At 40.2% G+C, this 20,256-nt stretch carries 18 protein-coding genes; 11 read left to right on the top strand and 7 right to left on the bottom strand.

What is annotated here, in order from left to right:
• Positions 1 to 38: 38 nt before the first annotated feature.
• From AC2SLO_RS10715 to pgsA, 6 genes are all read left to right on the top strand, one after another.
• The gene (locus tag AC2SLO_RS10715) at positions 39 to 464 is read left to right on the top strand and encodes a hypothetical protein (protein WP_486542411.1); all 426 of its coding nucleotides are present in this window, start codon (positions 39 to 41) and stop codon (positions 462 to 464) included.
• Between the two features lie 197 nt (positions 465 to 661).
• Positions 662 to 1,369 carry a YidB family protein gene (locus AC2SLO_RS10710; protein WP_486542413.1) on the top strand — a complete coding sequence of 236 codons (708 nt, stop codon included), beginning with the start codon at positions 662 to 664 and terminating at the stop codon, positions 1,367 to 1,369.
• 228 nt (positions 1,370 to 1,597) lie between these two features.
• Complete coding sequence (tsaB, locus tag AC2SLO_RS10705) at positions 1,598 to 2,287, top strand: tRNA (adenosine(37)-N6)-threonylcarbamoyltransferase complex dimerization subunit type 1 TsaB (protein WP_486542469.1); 690 nt, start codon at positions 1,598 to 1,600, stop codon at positions 2,285 to 2,287.
• 72 nt (positions 2,288 to 2,359) lie between these two features.
• Positions 2,360 to 3,211, top strand: coding sequence for an undecaprenyl-diphosphate phosphatase (locus AC2SLO_RS10700; RefSeq protein ID WP_486542415.1), 852 nt, complete (start codon positions 2,360 to 2,362; stop codon positions 3,209 to 3,211).
• Positions 3,212 to 3,215: 4 nt separating this feature from the next.
• On the top strand, positions 3,216 to 4,130 hold the full coding sequence (locus AC2SLO_RS10695) for a class I SAM-dependent methyltransferase (protein WP_486542417.1): 915 nt from the start codon (positions 3,216 to 3,218) through the stop codon (positions 4,128 to 4,130).
• Between the two features lie 245 nt (positions 4,131 to 4,375).
• On the top strand, positions 4,376 to 5,023 hold the full coding sequence (pgsA, locus tag AC2SLO_RS10690) for a CDP-diacylglycerol--glycerol-3-phosphate 3-phosphatidyltransferase (RefSeq protein WP_486542471.1): 648 nt from the start codon (positions 4,376 to 4,378) through the stop codon (positions 5,021 to 5,023).
• A gap of 120 nt (positions 5,024 to 5,143) precedes the next feature.
• On the opposite strand, the gene AC2SLO_RS10685 is transcribed toward pgsA, so the two are convergent.
• Entirely contained in the window at positions 5,144 to 5,641 is a 498-nt protein-coding gene (locus tag AC2SLO_RS10685; protein ID WP_486542419.1) for a pyridoxamine 5'-phosphate oxidase family protein, read from the bottom strand.
• 420 nt (positions 5,642 to 6,061) lie between these two features.
• On the opposite strand from AC2SLO_RS10685, the gene purL reads away from it, so the two are divergent.
• Both purL and AC2SLO_RS10675 read left to right on the top strand, forming a co-directional pair.
• Complete coding sequence (purL, locus tag AC2SLO_RS10680) at positions 6,062 to 10,063, top strand: phosphoribosylformylglycinamidine synthase (RefSeq protein WP_486542421.1); 4,002 nt, start codon at positions 6,062 to 6,064, stop codon at positions 10,061 to 10,063.
• A gap of 233 nt (positions 10,064 to 10,296) precedes the next feature.
• Positions 10,297 to 10,584: a hypothetical protein gene (locus AC2SLO_RS10675; protein WP_486542423.1), complete on the top strand. Its 288-nt coding sequence runs from the start codon at positions 10,297 to 10,299 to the stop codon at positions 10,582 to 10,584.
• A gap of 275 nt (positions 10,585 to 10,859) precedes the next feature.
• On the opposite strand, the gene AC2SLO_RS10670 is transcribed toward AC2SLO_RS10675, so the two are convergent.
• The gene (locus AC2SLO_RS10670) at positions 10,860 to 11,837 is read right to left on the bottom strand and encodes a DUF4435 domain-containing protein (protein WP_486542425.1); all 978 of its coding nucleotides are present in this window, start codon (positions 11,835 to 11,837) and stop codon (positions 10,860 to 10,862) included.
• Positions 11,834 to 12,877 (bottom strand): AAA family ATPase, encoded by a 1,044-nt coding sequence (locus AC2SLO_RS10665; RefSeq protein WP_486542427.1) that lies wholly within the window; start codon positions 12,875 to 12,877, stop codon positions 11,834 to 11,836. Before AC2SLO_RS10665 ends, AC2SLO_RS10670 begins: the two co-directional genes overlap by 4 nt.
• A 349-nt stretch (positions 12,878 to 13,226) precedes the next feature.
• Between AC2SLO_RS10665 and fos the strand changes: the two genes are divergently transcribed.
• On the top strand, positions 13,227 to 13,625 hold the full coding sequence (gene fos, locus AC2SLO_RS10660) for a fosfomycin resistance glutathione transferase (RefSeq protein ID WP_486542429.1): 399 nt from the start codon (positions 13,227 to 13,229) through the stop codon (positions 13,623 to 13,625).
• 401 nt (positions 13,626 to 14,026) lie between these two features.
• Here fos and AC2SLO_RS10655 read toward each other — a convergent pair whose 3' ends face one another.
• Positions 14,027 to 14,188, bottom strand: coding sequence for a hypothetical protein (locus tag AC2SLO_RS10655; RefSeq protein WP_486542431.1), 162 nt, complete (start codon positions 14,186 to 14,188; stop codon positions 14,027 to 14,029).
• Between the two features lie 684 nt (positions 14,189 to 14,872).
• Between AC2SLO_RS10655 and AC2SLO_RS10650 the strand changes: the two genes are divergently transcribed.
• Entirely contained in the window at positions 14,873 to 15,679 is an 807-nt protein-coding gene (locus AC2SLO_RS10650) for a M48 family metallopeptidase (RefSeq protein ID WP_486542433.1), read from the top strand.
• 40 nt (positions 15,680 to 15,719) lie between these two features.
• On the opposite strand, the gene AC2SLO_RS10645 is transcribed toward AC2SLO_RS10650, so the two are convergent.
• Positions 15,720 to 16,640, bottom strand: a complete 921-nt coding sequence (locus AC2SLO_RS10645) for an N-acetylmuramoyl-L-alanine amidase (protein WP_486542435.1) — start codon at positions 16,638 to 16,640, stop codon at positions 15,720 to 15,722.
• A gap of 383 nt (positions 16,641 to 17,023) precedes the next feature.
• On the opposite strand from AC2SLO_RS10645, the gene AC2SLO_RS10640 reads away from it, so the two are divergent.
• Complete coding sequence (locus AC2SLO_RS10640) at positions 17,024 to 17,470, top strand: DUF2147 domain-containing protein (RefSeq protein WP_486542437.1); 447 nt, start codon at positions 17,024 to 17,026, stop codon at positions 17,468 to 17,470.
• 107 nt (positions 17,471 to 17,577) lie between these two features.
• On the opposite strand, the gene AC2SLO_RS10635 is transcribed toward AC2SLO_RS10640, so the two are convergent.
• A complete protein-coding gene (locus AC2SLO_RS10635) occupies positions 17,578 to 18,123 on the bottom strand; it encodes a DUF421 domain-containing protein (protein WP_486542439.1) in 546 nt (181 codons plus the stop codon).
• Positions 18,124 to 18,199: 76 nt separating this feature from the next.
• Positions 18,200 to 20,158, bottom strand: a complete 1,959-nt coding sequence (locus tag AC2SLO_RS10630; RefSeq protein ID WP_486542441.1) for a D-alanyl-D-alanine carboxypeptidase/D-alanyl-D-alanine-endopeptidase — start codon at positions 20,156 to 20,158, stop codon at positions 18,200 to 18,202.
• Positions 20,159 to 20,256 lie beyond the last annotated feature (98 nt).

The raw sequence follows: 20,256 nt of genomic DNA, 5'->3' as shown, positions 1-20,256 counted from the left end.
TTTATCTGCTCCTAGATTAATGAATCAAGGAGTGTCTATTGAGCCGGATAGATTCTAGTATTCGCACTACCAGTTATTGGCGGCATTTATATGCAGCCAGTTATCTGGTTTGTATTGTGATTTCAGCGGCGGTATTGACAATGCCTTGGTGGGCAGTGGGTGTGATAGTTTGCTTGAGCAGTGTGTTATATGGTTTGAGACTATCACTTAGTCATCAGCCGCAGCATTTTACATCGGCCGATGACACACAAAAGACCAGTCGTTGGCAGCTGATATATCGCGATAGGGAGACGCCGGTATTATGGGAAGCTGAGCTTATAGACGTGCAAAGCTTTGCCCATTTTATTCAGTTTAAGTTTCAGACGGTTCATCCTTTAGTAAGGCAAAAAAATGTCCTGATTTGGCAAGACCAAGTCGATTCTACGTGTTGGCGTCAGCTTAAAGTATTGAGTCGATGGAAATAGGGCGTCAATAATCACTAAAATAAACACGATTTTGCTATTAATACCTTATCTCACACCTTTGATACCAAAAAGCATTGATTGCCTGTTCGATATCCCATAATATTGGACTGATATTAGGGGCTTTCCCTAAACCTATTTATCTAAAATAAACTTAGCTAAAACTACTTATTCAAAACAAATAATATAAAGGATATATTATGAGCTTACTAGGAAATCTAATCACTCAAGTTGCCCGTCAAGCAATGGATCCAGAAGATTCAAAACGTAACCCTGTAAACCAGCGTATTCAGCCTCGTCGTACCGGTGGCCTTGGTGATATTTTGGGTAGCGTATTAGGTGGAAACAGGGCACAAGCAGCGCCTCGTTCTACTGGTGACAATGGCTTTGGTATGGACGATATCTTAGGTAGCGTACTTAGTAGCCAAATGGGTGGCAATAGTCGCGGCGGTGCAGGCGGTTTAGGCTCAATACTAGGTAGCGTATTAGGCGGCGGTAATCGAGGCGGTATGGCGCGCTCCGGTATGGGCGGCGGTAAAGGTATGCTAATTGCAGCCTTGATGCCATTAGTTTTAGGCTGGATTCAGCGTAATGGCGGCTTATCTGGTGCGTTATCAAAAATCCAAAACATGGGTCATGGCCCACAAGCTCAGTCTTGGTTAAGTACCGAACAAGAGAATGAGAACCTAGATCCAAACGAAGTTGATCAATTGTTCGATACGCAAGAGATTCATCAGGTTGTACAGCAAACAGGGGCGGATGAAACCGAAGTACGTCAAGGTTTGGCCGAGTTATTACCAGAAGTATTTAACCAGTTAACCCCAACCGGTGGTCTGGATAAGGAAGAAGAGGCTAATAGCGAGATTAATGAAATTTTAAGCCAAATTTCAGCAAATTTACCTAAATAAAACCAAAATGACCGACTTAAACGCCATGTTAAGACCAGATGACTAATGCAGTTGTCTGGTTTTTTAATGCGATAAAGCATGACCTGTTTAACGGTATTAAAATAATCCCTATCCACTTTCACTATAGTGATTTATCAAAACCGGCGCAGGTGGTATGATAAGGCGCATTATTCTTATGTGGTGTGGATTGAAAAATACCGCCATCCCAACGCTAAAAAAGAGGCTCCTATGTTTTTGGCAGTAGATACCGTTTTTGATCAATGCGCTGTGGCAATTGTTAGCCAAGATTTGAAGGTATTAAGCAATCACACTCAGACAGGTAAGCGTGAGCAAACTCAGCAAATATTGCCAATGATTGATGCGGCATTGCAACAAGCTGGTGTTAAGCTTGCAGACGTGACCGCGCTCATATTTAACCGTGGTCCAGGCCCATTTAGCGGTATTCGAATCAATACAGCTGTGATACAGGCTTTGTCTGTGGCTCATGATTTGCCTTGCATTGGGGTGTCTAGTTTGGCTGCGATTGCGCAAACAGCTTATGATGAGCTGGGAGCAACGCATGTATATGCTGCGCTTGATGCTAGAATGAAGCAGGTCTATTTTGGCGAATATCAATTAGCCCTATTAGATAATAGCGCTAATGAGGTGATGCTGCAAGCTGAGGGTAGTGAAGAGAGACTCCTTGATTATGACAGCGCTACCGAGAAGCCGCTACTAATCGCGGGTAATGGCGCAGAGCTTTTAGCCTCTCAAGATAATCAAACAGTCGCAGCTCACATAAATCCTGACGCGGTGAGTCTGGCTAAACTGGGGATTGCTCAGTATCTACATTCGGGCGGCGTGCCAGCAGAACAAGCCTTGCCGGTTTATCTGCGTAATAATACTTGGAAGACCCTAAAAGAGCAGGGTAAAGCTTAAACAATAAGCTGCCTATAGGTGTGGTAATTCCCAATTTTGTTAATTTGATACATTTTAGAGTGAGCGCTTATTTTGGATATATTACTCATTTTCCAAGCCATTATTATGGGCATCGTTGAGGGTATTACGGAGTTTCTACCCATATCCAGTACCGGTTATTTGATTTTATCAGCCGATATTATGGATTTTTGGACTAAAGACAAAGCAGACCTACTGATTGTGGTCATTCAGCTGGGTGCTATCTTAGCGGTTATCTATGAATATTGGGGACGCTTATGGCACGCATTAATGGGTCTAATCACAGGTAAGTCTAGTGGCCCTCATACGATGAAGAATCCACGTCAATTGGGTCTTAGTCTTATCGTCTCAACCATACCGGTGATGATTGTGGGCTTTACCATGGCGGATCAGATTAAGGAGTATTTATTTAATCCTTATACCGTCGCTATTATGCTGATTATTGGTGGTCTTCTGATTTTCTATGTAGAACGAAAACCTATTCCAGTGATTGCGGAAGAAGCGGAAGATGTGAGTTTAAAAACAGCCCTATTAATCGGTTTATTCCAGTGTTTGGCATTGATTCCTGGTACTTCGCGCTCAGGCTCGACCATTATTGGCGCGCTATGGCTTGGCGTTTCGCGTAAAGCGGCTGCAGAATTCTCCTTCTTTTTAGGTATTCCCGTTATTGTTGGTGCGGGCCTTCTAGATATGCTAAAGCATAAAGATGTGTTAAGCAGCAGCGAGGACTGGGTGGTGCTAGGCGTTGGTGTTTTGGTATCCTTTATCGTTGCGCTATTATGTATTCGCTGGCTAGTAGACTGGGTGAGCCGTCGTGACTTTACGATTTTTGCATGGCTACGTATTGCCACTGGTGTCTTGGTATTGTTAGCAGCTTGGTTGTTTGGATATAACATTCAAGGATAGGCGAATGAATAAGGCCATCGTTCGTGCTCCTTTTGTTTATGCCAATGCCTTAGATGTGACGGCTGTCGATGCGGTTATTGAACGGGCAGCGCAGTCTGATTTACCGCTATCTTTTGAGCCAATTAAGATAGAGCAGAAACTGACACAAAAGGTGCGCAAACAGCTCAGTGAGCAGTATGCGATACCGCTCTTGGTACTTGATGAGAAACAAAATTTAAGCTTGGTTGCCAATCAAATAAGTGTGGCGCCAGAGTGGCAGACATTGCAGCGCCGTGTGGTTAGAGCAGGGCGTAAGTCTGAATTGATATTGCAAGCTTGCAAACTTAATGAGGATAATCGAGCGTTAGATGCCACTGCAGGTTTTGGTCATGATAGTTTGATATTGGCCAGTACAGGCGCGCAAGTAACCTTGCTTGAGCGTAACCCGCTGATAGCGCTGTTATTACTGCATGAACAGCAGGTGATGGCACAGCATAAAAATTGGCATAAACTGATGGCAAGATTAAATATTATCTGCGCAGATTCGGCTCAGTATATGCAACAACGGATACAGCAAGCGGTACCGCAGTCAAGTCAAGTTATTGATAATAGTAGTGAGCATCATCTTTCTGACATTAATAACGATTATAATGGCTACGATGTGGTTTATTTGGACCCCATGTTTCCAGAAAACAGCTATGAGCATGCCAGTACCAATAAAGGCGCCAAAGTCGGTAAGCACATGCAAGCGCTACATCATATAGCCAATCCTCCAGATAGTGAGGAAGAAGCCAGACTATTAAACTTAGCATTAACGAGTGTGAAGTCAGGTGGTAGAGTGGTGGTAAAAAGACCCGTATCAGCCCCTGTTTTTGCTAATAAAGTTGAAGATGAGACATGGCAAAATAATGTGGTACGTTTTGATGGTTATTTTGCTTAAGTCTAAAGCGTGCGAAAAGTTATGGTGGGTATGTGATTAATTGACCTACTTAGGCCTTTCCGAATAATGCCACTGAATTAACCCTCTGTATTGACCCGACCCTTCCAGAATTGGGCTTACTAATTTTGAATGGAAGTGCTAAGCTAGCAACACCCTATCAGTAAGGCTGTCGATGCTATATCCTGAGCGGACCCGTTATGACTAAACCCATTAACTCCCAACCGATTAAGACTGAATCAATGCCAATGTCTGAAAAAGAAGCAAGCATCTTCAATTTGCCAAACAATCTAACCATCGCTCGTATTTTGATGATTCCACTGTTTGTCGCAATCGCTTATTGGCCGCCTGCGCTTGGCATCGGTGTTCCGATGATATCCGATAATGCTATTGCCAATATCGGCATGAATATGGATGCATTTAGTGACAGTATGCTGCGTCATTTGATATTGACGTTGTTATTCGTGCTGGCGGCCATTACTGATTGGTTAGATGGTTATCTTGCGCGTAAAATGAATATTGTTTCAGCCTTTGGTCGCTTTTTGGATCCTGTCGCAGATAAGTTGATGGTCGCTGCGGCCTTAATCGTATTGGTGCAGTGGCATCCCAATATTATTATGGCAATCGCAGCCATCGTGATTATCTCACGTGAGATTGCCGTATCGGCGCTGCGTGAATGGATGGCAGAACTGGGTGCACGAACCAGTGTGGCGGTGTCTTATGTGGGTAAACTTAAGACGACGTTTCAGATGATAGCGATTACGGTACTGTTATTAAATATTCAGTCTCTTGAGATACTGGGCTATATATTAATGATGGCAGCGGTCATATTAACGCTGTGGTCAATGATGATTTATATGCGTGCCGCTTGGCCTTATTTAAAACAAAGTGGCTAGACCAATCAGATATATCTAAATGAGAAAAGCCCTAACACATTGTTAGGGCTTTTCTTTGCTTATTGTTTGTTGATTATAAGCTGATCAATAAAGGTTCTGTGAACTGACCTTCATTCAGGATTAATTGAATTCTACTGAACCATTTCCGCCTAGGCTCTCGGCAGTTTTGCCATCTTGTAGAGCAGCCGCTGCCATTTTTGCAGTATTAATCACGGTGCTGCCACTACGCCAGTACTCGGCACCGTTTGGTACAATTTTAATCAACTGTACATTTTTGTCTTCTTTACCGTGCTCATAAAATGCATTATAGATAGGAGACCACAGCTCTTCTAACTTGGCTTTATCATCAACCAGTTCAGCTGTGCCGTTAATGCTGACATAGTCCTTATTATCGTTGCTAACGTACGCTAAGTTGGCTTGCGGATTTTGCTTAATATTAGCAACCGCTTCTGACTCTTTATCACCAATAAACCAGATTTCACGAGCGCCTAAGCTGGTCTCGCTAGTGGTCATTGGGCAGGCATGTAGATGCCCTTCATCCGTTAACGTAGTTAACATCGCAAATTTCACGTCTTTAACAATTGCAGTAATGATATCTATTTCCTGTTGTTTACTCATCGGTATATCCTTTTTTGTGGGTTGGTTGATTAATGTTTTTGAATGTTTCCTCAAGTTATCTTTTCTAAATAACTGAACATATGTTAAATGTTTTACGATGACAACCATACTGATTTATGTAAGAGCACGTTCGTCTTAAGTAAGACTATGCATCTGTTCTGAAATTTAGTAACAGGTAGAGTCAAAAACGCTCTAGGTAGACGGCATTCATTAAAATCAAAACTTTATAGAAATACAGGACAAAGATGACAGTTTCGAGGCGACGGCAAGGGTAACTTCTTGCTATAATAGCGGCTAATTTATATAGCTTTTTTGTTGACCTGATTTTAGGTTGTTTACGTGATGCAATTTATATGATTTGCCTCAAGACTCTTTAATACAGTTTTCTACACCAAACTTTCACACTGCGGAAATTGCCTTATGATGACCCTCGCTGGACACCGTTTTTTAACCGACTTTAAAGCCAATCAGCTGATTGAGCAGTTAAATAGCCAAACGGCGCTTAATGTGACCGGCATTGATACACAGCAAGTGTATGTCCTGTCTCGCGAATTGAACGATGCAGAGCGTAAAAAAGCACTGGACTTACTCAATCAAGGTGAAGAAGTCGCCACGATTGAAGCCAAAGAAGGTCAATGCCAAGTTATTGTTAGCCCACGTTTTGGTACGATTTCGCCTTGGTCAAGTAAAGCGACAGACATCTTTAATAACTGTGAGCTTGATATTGAGCGTGTTGAGCGCGTTGTTGTTTTTACTCTAACTGGGGATAACTTGCCTGCTAAGCTACCAAAGCAAGCCGAGCAAATTTTGCATGACCGTATGACCCAAAGCTTGGTGTACGATATGAGCAAGCTGGCACAATTGTTTGATGATCATAGCCCAGAGTGCTTAAACCATATTGATGTCATCGGGCAGGGCCGTAGTGCGCTAGAACAAGCCAATAAGCAGTTTGGTTTTGCGCTATCAAATGAAGATATTGACTACTTAATGGCGGCGTACGTCGATGAGCTTAAACGTAATCCAACTGACGTTGAGCTGATGATGTTTGCGCAGGCTAACTCTGAGCATTGCCGTCACAAAATCTTCAACTCAGAATGGACGGTTGATGGCGAGGTACAGCCAAAATCACTGTTTAAAATGATTCGTAATACTCATGAGAAAAACCCACAAGGTATTCTATCAGCGTATAAAGACAATGCTGCGGTCATGGAAGGCTTTGAAGCTCAGCGCTTCTATCCGTTACCAAAGTCTGAGCTAAGCGATGATTTGTTATCGACTGAGATGCATCAATATGGCTTCCATAAGGAGTATATCGATATTCTAATGAAAGTCGAAACCCATAACCACCCAACCGCAATTGCTCCTTATGCCGGTGCATCAACCGGTGCTGGTGGTGAGATTCGTGATGAAGGCGCAACCGGTCGTGGCGGTAAACCAAAAGCAGGTTTAACTGGGTTTAACGTATCGCATCTACATTTACCAGAGATGCCAGAGAAGTGGGAGCAATCGGGTCAGGTTAACAGTCAAAAATATGGCAAGCCTGATCGTATGGCGTCAAGCTTAGAGATTATGACCGAAGCACCGCTAGGCTCAGCCAACTTCTCTAATGAGTTTGGTCGTCCAAATCTATGTGGTTATTTCCGTTCATTCCAATTAGATACTAGTAAAAACCAAGACGGTAGCGAAATGCGTGGCTATCATAAGCCAATTATGATTGCCGGTGGTTACGGTAATATCAAACGTAACTTAGTTGAGAAAAACAGCATCCAAGAAGGCGACTTATTAATTGTACTTGGTGGCCCTGCGATGCAAATCGGTTTGGGCGGCGGCGCAGCATCGTCAGTTGACAGTGGTGAGCTTGATGAAGGTTTAGACTTTGCCTCTGTTCAGCGTGATAACGCTGAGATGGAGCGTCGTTGTCAGGAAGTTATTGACCGCTGTTGGTCACTTGCTGGTAATAATGCCGAAGCAAGCGCTGCAAGCCAAGATGGCAACCCAATTGTTTCTATCCATGACGTGGGTGCAGGTGGTCTATCAAATGCGATGCCAGAGTTGGTTAACGATCATGACATGGGTGCAGTATTAAACCTGCGCCATATTCCATCGCTTGAAGCGGGCATGTCGCCAATGGCCATTTGGTCAAATGAGGCACAAGAGCGTTATGTGCTAGCTATTCGTCCAGAAAGTGAAGCGTTATTTGACGCTATCTGTGAGCGTGAGCGCTGTCCGTACGCTATTTTGGGCACAGCGACTAAGATTCGCCATTTACAAGTGGATGATGCTTTATTAGACGAACAACCGGTTGATATGCCAATGCAAGTATTGCTTGGTGGTACGCCGCAAATGAAACGTGCCTTTGAGCGTGGCGAAAGTACGCTTGAAGCACTTCAGCTTGATCAAGTTGATATCAGCGAAGCGGTTCATGACGTATTACGTCACCCAACCGTTGCCAGTAAATCATTTCTTATCAGTATTGGCGACCGCTCAATTACCGGTATGGTGACTCAAGATCAATATGTGGGTCGTTATCAAGTGCCTGTGGCAGATTGCGCAGTGACTAGCTCAGGCTTATTGGCTGACGCCGGTGAAGCAATGAGTATTGGCGAACGTCCACCTGTGGCGCTGATTGATCCGTCTGCTTCAGCTCGTTTAGCAGTCGGTGAAGCAATTACCAACATCGCTGGTGCGCGCATCAATCAGATTTCAGACATTACTTTATCTGCAAACTGGATGGCCGCTTGTGGTGAAGATAAAGAAGATGCGGCACTTTATGAAGCGGTTTATACTGTTGGTGAAGAGCTGTGCCCTGCATTAGGCATTGCTATCCCAGTGGGTAAAGACTCGCTATCAATGCGTGCTAACTGGCAAGATGATGGCGAAGAGAAATCAGTGGTTAGCCCAATGAGTCTTGTGATTACTGCCTTTGCGCCAGTCACTGATGTAAACAAAACATTGACGCCTGAGCTTAAAAATGCAGACGCAGGCTTGTATCGTTTAGATTTATCACACGGTAAGTTCCGCTTGGGTGGCTCCATCCTAGCGCAAACGCAAAGCCAGTTAGGTAATGAGAGCCCAGACTTAGCAGACCCACAAGACTTGGTGAACCTCTTTAACTTTATCCAAGCCGGTAACGAGCAAGGTGTTATCAGTGCTTATCACGATATCGGTGATGGTGGTCTGTTGGCTGCGGTCGCTGAGATGCAGTTCACCAATCGCTTGGCTGTGAACCTAAACCTAACCGATGACAATCTATTAGGCCAGTTATTCGCCGAAGAGCTTGGCGCTGTCATTCAAGTATTGCCAGAGCACGTTGAAGCCCTGATGGCACTTGCTGAAGAGCATAATGTAGCTGGTATGCTAAGCTTAGTGGGTCAGACGTTTGAGACGCCAGTGGGCGGTGCAAATCAAGATAAGCTAACCATTATCACGCCATCACATCAAGGCGACAAAGCACTAGTATTTAGCCGTAGCGACCTACAACAAACATGGACGCAAGTGAGCTATCAGATTGCTAAGCGACGTGATAACCCAATGTGCGTACAGCAAGAGTTTGATTTGATTGCAGATGCAAATCATCATGGTCTAATCGCTCAGGCAAATTTTGATTTAAATCAAAAAGTAGAAGAGCCATATTTAGAGAGCCGTCCAAACAAACCAAAAGTAGCTATCTTGCGTGAACAAGGTGTGAACGGTCAGTTAGAGATGGCAGCAGGCTTTGTGCGTGCAGGCTTCGATGCGGTTGATGTCCATATGAGTGACTTATTGGCCGGTCGTATTGATTTACGTGACTTTAATGGTCTAGTGGCTTGTGGTGGCTTTAGCTATGGTGACGTATTGGGTGCTGGCTCTGGCTGGGCAAACTCAATCTTATTCCATGATGACTTGCGTATGCAGTTCGTTCGCTTCTTCGCGCGCCCTGATACCTTCAGCTTAGGCGTGTGTAACGGCTGTCAGATGATGGCACAGCTAAAAGACTTAATTCCAGGTGCAGAAAACTTCCCACGCTTCACTTATAATAAGTCGGCACGTTTTGAAGCACGTACTGTAAACGTAAAAGTTGAGCGTACCAAATCTATCTTATTAAAAGGTATGCAAGACAGCATTTTACCAATCGCGGTGGCGCATGGTGAAGGTTTCGCGACCTTAAATGAGACAGAAGTGGCCGGTATGGCAAGTCATGGTCAAATCGCAATGCGTTATGTGGATAGCCAAGGTAATCCAACCGAGACTTATCCGCTGAACCCGAACGGTTCACTTGGTGGTGTGACCGGTATCTGTAGTACAGACGGTCGTGTGACCTTAATGATGCCACACCCTGAACGAACGTTACGCGCAGTCAACCACAGCTGGAAGCCAGACGAGTGGGCAGATGACGGTGCGTGGATGCGTATGTTCCGTAACGCACGTGCTTGGTTGCGCTAGGCAATGCCTGCTTGATATAAATATTGTTTAGTTTTAAAAAAGGTGAGCCAAAAATGGCTTGCCTTTTTTAATGCCTTATTTTTAATTTTAAAGGACGAAAGTAAAAATAACCTTTCATTGCTGCTAGTTATATTATATTGATAATCAATACCTATATTACAAGATCTTCAAGAAATCTACTTTAACTTACTATTAAAACTTGTATCTCAATAACATAAATTTTGATTCACTGTATGGTAACTATGATTATTATTGAATTGATTGAAGCGGAAGAGACGCTTGATAATATCGAGCTGTTTTGTCAGCACTTCTTGGAGTGTGAAGATATTCAATCGTTGGTTACAGAAGATCAGCTTAATGAGATTAAAGCGATATTAGAACCAACGTTAAGAGAAGACGGTAATGAATTTAAAAAAAGAGCGCTATGGAAAGACTTATTAGATAGTATGGTTATGACGACCATCATGGCGCTAAGCTATGTTTTTTCAGAGATAAAAAACAAACAGATTGTATTTCGGTAATCAAGAAGGTTATAAAACCATTACCAAGTTATCAGAAAACGAATCACCGATTACTGATTCCAATAAACATCTCTAAAGAAAGTTCTGATAATGAAGAAGGTTAGCCAGAAATGGATCACCTTCTTTATGTAAATATGTTTTAGGTTAACAGAATTAAAATAAGGGATAAATTGAATACTATTTTCTCTTTTCATTAAAAAATTGCTACTTAATATTTTTGTTTCGTATATGTTAATTATAATTGCCTAAATTCCAGAGTAATTATTATTAAAAAATCATAAATCTTGAATACATTTAATTTGAGCTAATATTTTCATATGCACTTCATCACTACTACAAATTGGATATTGACGTAAAAAAGTTTTTAAATGCGATATTTCATTTAAAGTGTTTTTTACTTGTGAGATTCTTTCCGAAATTACTTTGCCTTCAAAGTTTTCTTTGATGTGATATATTTCTTGAGTTAATAGATTGTCAGTTAGCTGTTTAATTATTTTTGATATGAGATCTTCTAAAATATGTCCATTTACAAAACGATAAGCATTATATCTAAAAATATTTAAACTATTTAAATAGTGCTCAGTATTTAAATAGTCTCCTTCAGAAATTTGATAAATTTGAAAGTATTCTTCAAGACTTAATGAAATATCATTTAACACAGCCAAATCTAAGGTTATTGTATTATGAGAACTGATAGTTACAATTTTCTTATCGGTAAGATGAAAACATTTGTGGAAACAGTCACTATTCAATTCAATATTCTTAAAGTTTTTAAGAAAAATAAATTTAATTAAAGCGTCATATATTTTTTCTGATAAATTTTCGATGAAGTGACTTACATTGACTTCGTGATTAACAGTATGTTGTATTCCTTCTACAAATTTTTGAATATTATTTTTTTCAATAAGTACGCTTTCTCTGCTATATGCGAAAGTGTGTAAGATGTATGGGTTAGAGTATAACTCCATACCAAAACCAATATTTTTGCATAGATAGTCATAGTCAGAATCTACGGCGATTAAAGCTTCTTTTTTTGCTTCTGTATAATAGGGTTCAAGTGCTCTTTTACCCCGCTTAGCTAATGTAATAATAAAATATTGATTAGGAAAAACCTGATCAATAAATTTCTGCCAAAACCATTTGTCACTTTCATCTTCAATATATAGATTATATCTTGCTTCACCATGCCGCATTAAATTATAAGATTTAATATAATTAGCTTTAAATGGATATTTTATAAAGCCTGACATCATAAAGCCTCACTTGAGTTACTCTTATTTATAAAAATACTATTAATATCTGTGAGACTATCAAACCAACCATTCATAACTATAGCTGGACTATGAGTAACTATAATAATCTGACTGGTTTTATTTACCTTCGTAATTTCATCTAAAATTTTTTCTTGCCATGAGAGGTGTAATGAAATTTCTGGCTCATCCATCAAAATTAACGAATTATCAATGCTACTATTAATGACTTTTAAAAATATAAATATAACTTGCCTCTCACCTGATGATAAATCTTCAAACCCCAACTCTTTTCCATTGTCTAGTAAAACTTTAAATTTGTTTTGATCAAAAATAGTAGTCTTTTTAGATTCAACAAAAAGGTTATTTAGAGATGTGGTGAGTTTAATTTTGAGTTCCATTTCAGGGTTTAATTTATCATTATCAAATAGTCTCTTAAATTCGTTATTAATCTCAAAATCAAGGAAAGTGGTACTATCACCGCTACTTGTAGTTACATTGTTAACAGAGTTTGCACTGAGATTAATAGTAGATATAAACTCAGTTCTCATGGGGTTAACATTAATACCAAACTTATAACCCAATAATCCGTTTTGATCATTAGTAGCTTTAGCTTTTTGCTTTAAGTCTGAAAGTACTTTATGCTTAATATGATCGATAAACCTATCATCTTGGTTAATCTTATTTATAAGCTCATCGTTTAAATCTTTATAGTTATTAGAATCAATCAAGGACCTCTTAATTGCATTCATGAAATCATCAGAGCTAGACAACTCACTTATAATTAACTCGAGAACATCAGCAGGAATAGTTTCCTTTAAAGCGTGAAAAGTATCACCGTTTTTAATTTGAATAGATATTTCATCACAGAGTTCTAAATATTTAGATCCTTCATGCCTTATAGCTGAATTTATAAGATGAAGGATTGTAGATTTCCCAAGTCCATTTTTACCAACTAAAACGTTGATTCTATTCAACTCCCAACTTATATCTTTTTCATTAAATAAGTTTTTAATTTTAATGTTTTTTATATAATGATCCATAATTCTTCTTAAATTTGAGGTTTATACAAGTTTTACAGTTAGAATTTAATTAACTGCGGGAACTATATGCTAAATAAGTTGAGGAGCTCTTAAAACTGATTAGTCGCAATAATAACAATTTACATATGCTTGCCACAAGGTTTATGAGTCAGTAAAGAGCAAACTAAAACATCTAACTGGGTTTGACTTAAGTTTATAGAAGTTTAATGAAGCATGCGACAATATCTAAGATATTAATCTTCTATAATTCAATTTCTCCCGAGGGACGAGGGGCGGACTACTAACTGTTTGTCAATTTGGATTACTGAAAGTTATCTATTTAAAACAAAAAAGGTTTATAGGAGTTGTCATGCTAACAGGACTAAATCACATTACAATAGCTGTCAGCAATTTAGAAGCATCATTGCATTTTTATACTCATGTTTTAGGCTTTACACCTCATGTAAAGTGGAATAAAGGTGCTTATCTAACGCTTGGTGAGTTATGGTTTTGCCTATCTTGTGATATACCTAGCCCTAAGACTGATTATACCCATATTGCATTTGATATTGCTGCAAGTCATTTTGATAAGTTTGTTGAAAAACTCAAAGAGTCTAATGTAATTGAATGGAAAGATAACAAAAGTGAAGGACAGTCTTACTATATTTTAGATCCAGATGGTCATAAACTTGAAATTCATGCTGGCAATATACAGTCAAGAATTGACTCTTTGACAAAGATACCTTATGAGGGTTTGGTATGGTTTTAAGCCAATTCAATACTTTTATTTGGTTAAGAATAGGGATATATAAGTAGCTCTACTGCACTCTAAGTAAGACCTCTCAAAAAACAACATTTCTTTTATTTCCAATTAATGACTCAAAAATAATTCATTTTCTTTACTATAAAATTTGTTTATTTAAGTGAACTATGACTCGATCCCTGCATTTTATTAAAAATCATTCATTGATTCAGTTTGATCGAAATATATAGTTAAGCATTTTCTAAAATTGGTTCTGTAACCATCCCCTTTTTTAATCATTGAAATCGGGGTGACTAATAATCTAGGAACTAACTCTCAAATTAGTAACTCTCAAAACGGTATACCGCGTAACTCGAACATGCAGGGTGGTACATAAAATTCGTTTATGTAGCGTTTTCTGAAAGAAGTTAAATGACTGTGCTATTTTTATCGACTAAGCGCATGCTATATTCATTATTATCAAAAAGCAATAAATGTGCATTATCTGGTGATAGTAACAAGCCTCTAGGGGTATCTAAAACGGCTGTTTTATTATCATCATCGATAGTGTTATCAAAAAAAGCAGTCACAGAAGAATAACCTTTCTCAAGCGCGTCGTTTTATTTTATTACGGCAAAAGTTGTTGTAGGCAGTGACAGTATTGTTAGTACTATCAGAGTAATGAAACGTTGCAGCATATTTACTCCTAATTTTACGTAGCTTTTATAGCCGAGAGACAAGGCGTACACCCCTCTATAGAAAGACAAGACGTATGAAGTTGCATATTTGGTAGGGTGGCAAGAGTCCAGATGTTGCGGCCCGTTTTTGTTTGTTAGGTCTTTGTTTTTAGCTTACTTTTTAGCTTCTTTGGTTTCAGCATATTGTGGTTTACTGCTTCGATCTAAATGGCTTTCTTTTCAGAATTCTCACGATGTCATTCTATTAACGTCTGGTACTATCAGACAATTCACCCTATCCAATCTTTCATCCGACTTCTACATATTGGCTTTGTAATTTATTTATAGAAAATTAGGCTGTGCCTTAAGTACTATTTAATTGATTATAAAGATTAAATTGAATAGACAGTTTAAAATGAATATGATAAATTCGTTTAGTAATCATTTAGATACATTATTTACATATAAATTACATTTATAGTAAATAAGTTGAAACTATTAAACATGAGCTATGAAGTCAGCGTCAGTTGCTCTATCGCCAAATTAAGATTGACATGGCTTCTATTGACTACCGCCAAAGTTGTATAAGGATATAAGATGAATACTTTTGTTAAACTGAAAAATGCACTTTTATTGTCAGCAGTGATGACTTTAGCAGGCTGTGCAACTGTCGCGGATGTCGCTGGATATAATACGGCTAGCATGAATAATAATGCGGCAAAAAGTTATAGCCAAGTGGTTTCTAAAGCAAGTAGTGCCGGTGCAGTAGATACCACTTCTGAAACGGCTATTCGTGTTACCAGAGTGTTCAACCGTCTTAAGACTTATGCTAATCAAGCCAACACAACAGGCGTTCCTTTTGATTGGCAGTTAACCGTGATCCGCTCACCTGAGTTAAACGCTTGGGCTATGCCAGGTGGAAAAATGGCGGTATATACCGGTATCGTTGAAAAACTAAATCTCACGGATGCTGAGATTGCAGCGGTAGTCGGTCATGAAATGACCCATGCCTTAGAAGAGCACAGTAAGAGAGATGCTGGGCAGAAAATCCTAACTGGCTTAGCGATGCAAATTGGTGGCTCAGCTATTCAAGCCAAAACAGGGTTAAGCTCAGATTCGATTGGTATGCTTAGTGACTTAGGTATTGATAAGCCATTCTCGCGTAGTCAGGAATCAGCTGCTGATTCAGGTGGTCTATTGTTGATGGCTAAAGCGGGTTATGACCCTAAAGCAGCGGTTTCTGTCTGGAAGAAAATGGAGGCGGTCAATGGTCGTAGCAATGCCGTTGTCACTCTAATGTCTACGCATCCTAACTCTCAGCAGCGTATTAATAAGATTCAAAAGCAATTGCCTGAAGTAATGCCCATTTATCAAGCAGCCACTAAAGCACCTAATGGTCGCTAGTCACACAGTATAATTGGCAGGTATCGACTGATAAAAGCGCTTAATTTTTATGATTATATTTTTTATTAAGCGCTTTTAAAATGGCGTAGGTTTCTAAATCCATAATCCCATTTGCGTGATGCGGACGAAAATGCAGCTGGAAAGCATAAACCACATTGCGACTAGGTCTATCCCATTCATCGGTATGATTTATCTCATAGCCGTATTCTCGGAACTGCTGCTTAATATCGATGATACTTTCAGACTCAAAGTCCTGTGAATTCATAAAATAGTGTTTATCAAATTCATCGTACCAAGCGCCGATACCGTATTCCTTATATAACCGCTCCCATGGAAATTTTGCGCCTGGATCAATTTTGCGAGACGGCGCCATATCTGAGTGGCCAATAATATCTGTTGGCTGAATGTCATAGCGCTTGGTAATATCTTTGATCAGTTGTGCGACTTTCTTGATTTGCACATCGGTAAAGCCAATATAATGATTATAAGGGTGATAGCCATTATTGGCATCAAGATCAGCTTGAGCATTGCGTCCTCGGTATTGCGGCGCTATACCCAGATTAACAATTTCAATACCGATAGAGGTATCATTTAATATTTTTCGACCATTAAATCCACCTGAGCCGGCATGCCAAGCGCGCTCACTTTCAGGCACTAAGTTATATATCACATCATTGTTAGTCTGAGGTATTAGGTAGTGCGCGCTGACATTGCCTTTGGTCAATATCTCTAAAGATTGCGCCTCATCTTCAGCAGTATAGTGCAAGATAATATATTTAATGCGCTCGCTTTTGCCCTGAGATTGATAACTTTTGCTATCAATAATATAAGGCGCGGTAGGTGAGGTAACGCAGCTAGTCAGCAATAGGCTTGAACAAATGCCCAATACGGTTAGAATTGGCAAGTGTCGTAACCCAGTGCGTTTCATATCGGGGGAGGTTTTCTTAACAAAGCGTGTCATGGCAGTATTTTCTATAGGATAGTGATAGAGAGTATAAGATAAATAGCGAGGGGTCAGTCTGTTTAGAATAAGAAGGCAGCCCAATATAGTCAGTTGCTACACAACTGAGCAATAATAATGCCCAATTGTGACCTGATTGATTAAAACTTATTGTTAAACTTAGATTTAAGTGTTATTTCAAAGCTTAGCTATCGACAACATAAAAATTACCTTGTATGATTAGCGTGTTCTTACCCGATTAGGGGTTTGAATTGAGCTAAATGCTTGAATAGTTAACCTATTCCAGCCAAAACTTAGTCATATTATAAGTAACTCTATTATAAGTAATATGATGAGGTTGAATACCTTAAATGGATTTATATTTTTTTCGATAGGAGTCGATTATGAAACGTTTTACTACTTTACTTGCTACTGCAACCCTAACGGGCCTTATGTCAACAGTTGCAATGGCCGCGTCATTAGATGGCACTCAATGGCAATCTGTTGATGATAAAACTGGTGAGAAAAAAGCCGTCATTAAAATGACCGAAAGAAATGGTAAAGTGACCGGCACCATTATTAAAGTCAATGATGCTTCAAAAGCCAAAGAAGTATGTTCAAAATGCTCAGGCTCTTTAAAAAATAAACCAATTATTGGTTTACCTATTCTCACTGGCCTTAAGTCAGATGGTAATAACAAATGGTCTGGCGGTGATTTAATCGATCCAGAAACCGGTAAAGTTTATGGCGGTAAAGTAATTTTAGCTGATAATGGTCAGTCATTAAAGCTAACCGGTAATATCAAATATACCCCATTAAAACGTAGCCAAACTTGGAAACGTATTAAATAAGACATCCGTTAAATACAATACCTTCGATGCTCTAATAATAGGGCTCGGGTAATAAAAAAGGTTAGAGCGTATCGCATCTAACCTTTTTTTGTACCTACTATTTAAGCTTAATAAGTGATGCTCTGCAGTGTATCTGATGGTTTGATATTACCCTCTGTATCATAGCGCTCTTTTTTATCGCGTTTAGGAACCACTGTCAATTTGGCATCACTTTCAAAAATAACGGCAGCCACCTGATCAAAGTCATGGATACCTTCGCTACGCATGGCGCACTCAATCTCTTGACGAGTTAGTCGTTCTTGACGCATTGCTTCTGGTAAAAATTGACCTTGATAAAACACTACCCGTGGTTCAGATAAAATCACGCTCGCAAATTCTGGTGATAAAGCAGAGTATTTTGTTACTAAGTATTGTAAGGTTAATAAGGTAACGATAGATGCCATGCCCTCAATAAGAGGGACATTACTCAATACAATGGTACTCGCGCCAATAGAGCCGATCATGACTGTCACAACCCAGTCAAAGTTATTGAGCTGTGAGCTTGAACGCTTACCTGAAACCTTATGAAATAAGACAATACAGCAGTAAACCACAGCCGCTGAAATCACAATGCGAATCAGAGTTTCCCAGTTGTGAAAGAAGAAATTCTCCATATGGCTCATCCTATTTGCTTATTGTATGAATACGGACGCTATACTATGACGCTCGCTACTTTATTTAGTACCTGAATTAATGTTCGGCCGTCCAATCAAGCATGGTATCAAGAACGACTCGCGCATCGTAGGTGTTAAGTGTATTCGAGCCATTAATAATGCCGACCACCACATAATCTTGTCCAGAATTCCCATGCACATAACCGGCCATAGAGGTCACATTATTTAAGGTACCGGTTTTAATCCATGCACGGCCGATGGCTGCAGACTTTGGTAAGCGGTCAGCATGTTCCCTAATCGTACCACTGACGCCCGCGATGCCTAACGAATTCACATAGGTATCAAAATTAGGATGGTTATAAGCATAGGTTAGCAGTTCAGCTAAATTGTCTGCACTGACGCTACAATCACGGCATAAGCCGGAGCCGTTAGACATGACTGGTGCCGGTGTCTGTAAGTTCTTTTGCCACCAGTAATCAATCACGCCCAATGCTTTGTTGTAATCTGAATGACGATCTTGCAGCGAGCTGCTTTTGTTATAGGTACCATCAAGATTAGCAAATAAAGGCAGAGTCAGAGTCACTTGCTCGGTCATCACGTTATTAGAGTAGTGATTAATATCGTAAATCTGCTGCGATAACGGTAACGAGGGATAAGTCACTAAAGGCAACGGTGATGACGGTATAGTCGATAACGAGCCGGCCAATAGCTTGTCCTTATTACCGGTTTTGCTCATATCCATATAGCTACCAAAGCGTGTTTTTAGTGGATATTCGGTATTAATGGTATCGCCTGATAACGTATTACCTAGGCCTAAAAATTTAATATTGCCCGACATAGTATTGCCTAGATTCAGCCATTCTTCTTTGACCACACGTTGAGCAAAATCTTTGACATTAGGATAGGCGATATAAAAAGTATGCGCCCCGCAAGCGGCAGGTAATGGCTTGGCGATACTTAAGCCTTCATTTTGCCAGCTCGGCGCTAGGCTATAACGAGCAGAAGAGCAGCGGCCTGAATGACTAATAGGAATACTCTCTGGCAGATTATAATCGGCCAATCTTGGCTTATAAAATATTTTTGCGCGTCCACTTTGAGCACCGCTACTCATTGGAATGGTGGTCATCTCAACGCTATTAAAATTAATCAATAGGCCATCTGGACTAGCATTGTACGGACGCAGTGGGTCGTTATCAAAGGAAGCAGGGTCTTTGCCCACACCTTGAAACACAGAGCTATCAAGGACAATATCGCCTTCGATATGACGGATACCGGCTTTTCTGACTTGGCTGAGCAGCATCGCTAAACGTCGGTGCGTCAGTTTAGGGTCACCGCTGCCTTGAATAATCAAATCCCCATGTAAGGTATTGGCGGACACATATCCGGTATAATACACCTTGGTAAACCACACAAAATCAGGGCCCAATAAATCCAGCGCAATAAAGGTGGGAATCAGCTTCATAGTGCTGGCCGGTGTACGCGGTATATCGCTCAAATGACGAATTGGTGCAGTTAGCGGGCTGATAATCTCGTTATCATTGGCCTTTATGGGCTGTGCCTTCTCACGTTCTTGATTGTCATTTTCTTCAGGTGGCAGCGCATCTGTGGTATCAACCGTTACCTCTTCCTGCACGGGCTCTTCTGGTTTTGGTTTGACAATAGGTGGTAAATTGCTAGTAGGGGTGGCAGCTGAACTAGCAGTAGTAGAGGCAGTATTTGATTGATTAGCCGCTTGTTCAATAGAGTCGCTATTATCATTGGCGCTACTCTCTGAAGTAGCATTGCCTGCTTTGTTTTGGGTATTGGCAGGTGTAACCGGCATAATAACTAAGCTAATATCATCGGTGCTGATATTGGCTCGATTTAGCATGGATTCAACCGGTGCAGGCAATTGAGCTTGAGCCGTGCTGCCTAAGATTAGCCCCAAACTGAGGCTTAATGCAGCGGTTAGTTTTTTGCGTAAGCAAGAGGTAGACGCTGTCTGATTAGAGGACGTAGGGTGTGATAAGCATGGACGTGAAGTAGGCAGAATCATAGGGGTAGCACTAATATGTAGATAATCGTTGAATAAGGAATTAAAGGGCCCAGAGTATGTTTTGTTGATGATAATATTGGCTTAAACATAGAAAACAC

This window comes from Psychrobacter sp. CX14, assembly GCF_057396205.2.
Note: the sequence above shows the minus strand (reverse complement) of the source record. Positions and strands in the feature narration are given on the sequence as shown.

What these genes read in the sequence shown, in the direction of transcription:
- AC2SLO_RS10710 (WP_486542413.1), top strand. Translation starts at nt 662, where the DNA reads ATGAGCTTACTAGGAAATCTAATCACTCAAGTTGCCCGTCAAGCAATG.
- tsaB (WP_486542469.1), top strand. Translation starts at nt 1,598, where the DNA reads ATGTTTTTGGCAGTAGATACCGTTTTTGATCAATGCGCTGTGGCAATT.
- AC2SLO_RS10695 (WP_486542417.1), top strand. Translation starts at nt 3,216, where the DNA reads ATGAATAAGGCCATCGTTCGTGCTCCTTTTGTTTATGCCAATGCCTTA.
- pgsA (WP_486542471.1), top strand. Translation starts at nt 4,376, where the DNA reads ATGTCTGAAAAAGAAGCAAGCATCTTCAATTTGCCAAACAATCTAACC.
- AC2SLO_RS10685 (WP_486542419.1), bottom strand. Translation starts at nt 5,641, where the DNA reads ATGAGTAAACAACAGGAAATAGATATCATTACTGCAATTGTTAAAGAC.
- purL (WP_486542421.1), top strand. Translation starts at nt 6,062, where the DNA reads ATGATGACCCTCGCTGGACACCGTTTTTTAACCGACTTTAAAGCCAAT.
- AC2SLO_RS10675 (WP_486542423.1), top strand. Translation starts at nt 10,297, where the DNA reads ATGGTAACTATGATTATTATTGAATTGATTGAAGCGGAAGAGACGCTT.
- AC2SLO_RS10670 (WP_486542425.1), bottom strand. Translation starts at nt 11,837, where the DNA reads ATGATGTCAGGCTTTATAAAATATCCATTTAAAGCTAATTATATTAAA.
- AC2SLO_RS10665 (WP_486542427.1), bottom strand. Translation starts at nt 12,877, where the DNA reads ATGGATCATTATATAAAAAACATTAAAATTAAAAACTTATTTAATGAA.
- fos (WP_486542429.1), top strand. Translation starts at nt 13,227, where the DNA reads ATGCTAACAGGACTAAATCACATTACAATAGCTGTCAGCAATTTAGAA.
- AC2SLO_RS10650 (WP_486542433.1), top strand. Translation starts at nt 14,873, where the DNA reads ATGAATACTTTTGTTAAACTGAAAAATGCACTTTTATTGTCAGCAGTG.
- AC2SLO_RS10645 (WP_486542435.1), bottom strand. Translation starts at nt 16,640, where the DNA reads ATGACACGCTTTGTTAAGAAAACCTCCCCCGATATGAAACGCACTGGG.
- AC2SLO_RS10640 (WP_486542437.1), top strand. Translation starts at nt 17,024, where the DNA reads ATGAAACGTTTTACTACTTTACTTGCTACTGCAACCCTAACGGGCCTT.
- AC2SLO_RS10635 (WP_486542439.1), bottom strand. Translation starts at nt 18,123, where the DNA reads ATGGAGAATTTCTTCTTTCACAACTGGGAAACTCTGATTCGCATTGTG.
- AC2SLO_RS10630 (WP_486542441.1), bottom strand. Translation starts at nt 20,158, where the DNA reads ATGATTCTGCCTACTTCACGTCCATGCTTATCACACCCTACGTCCTCT.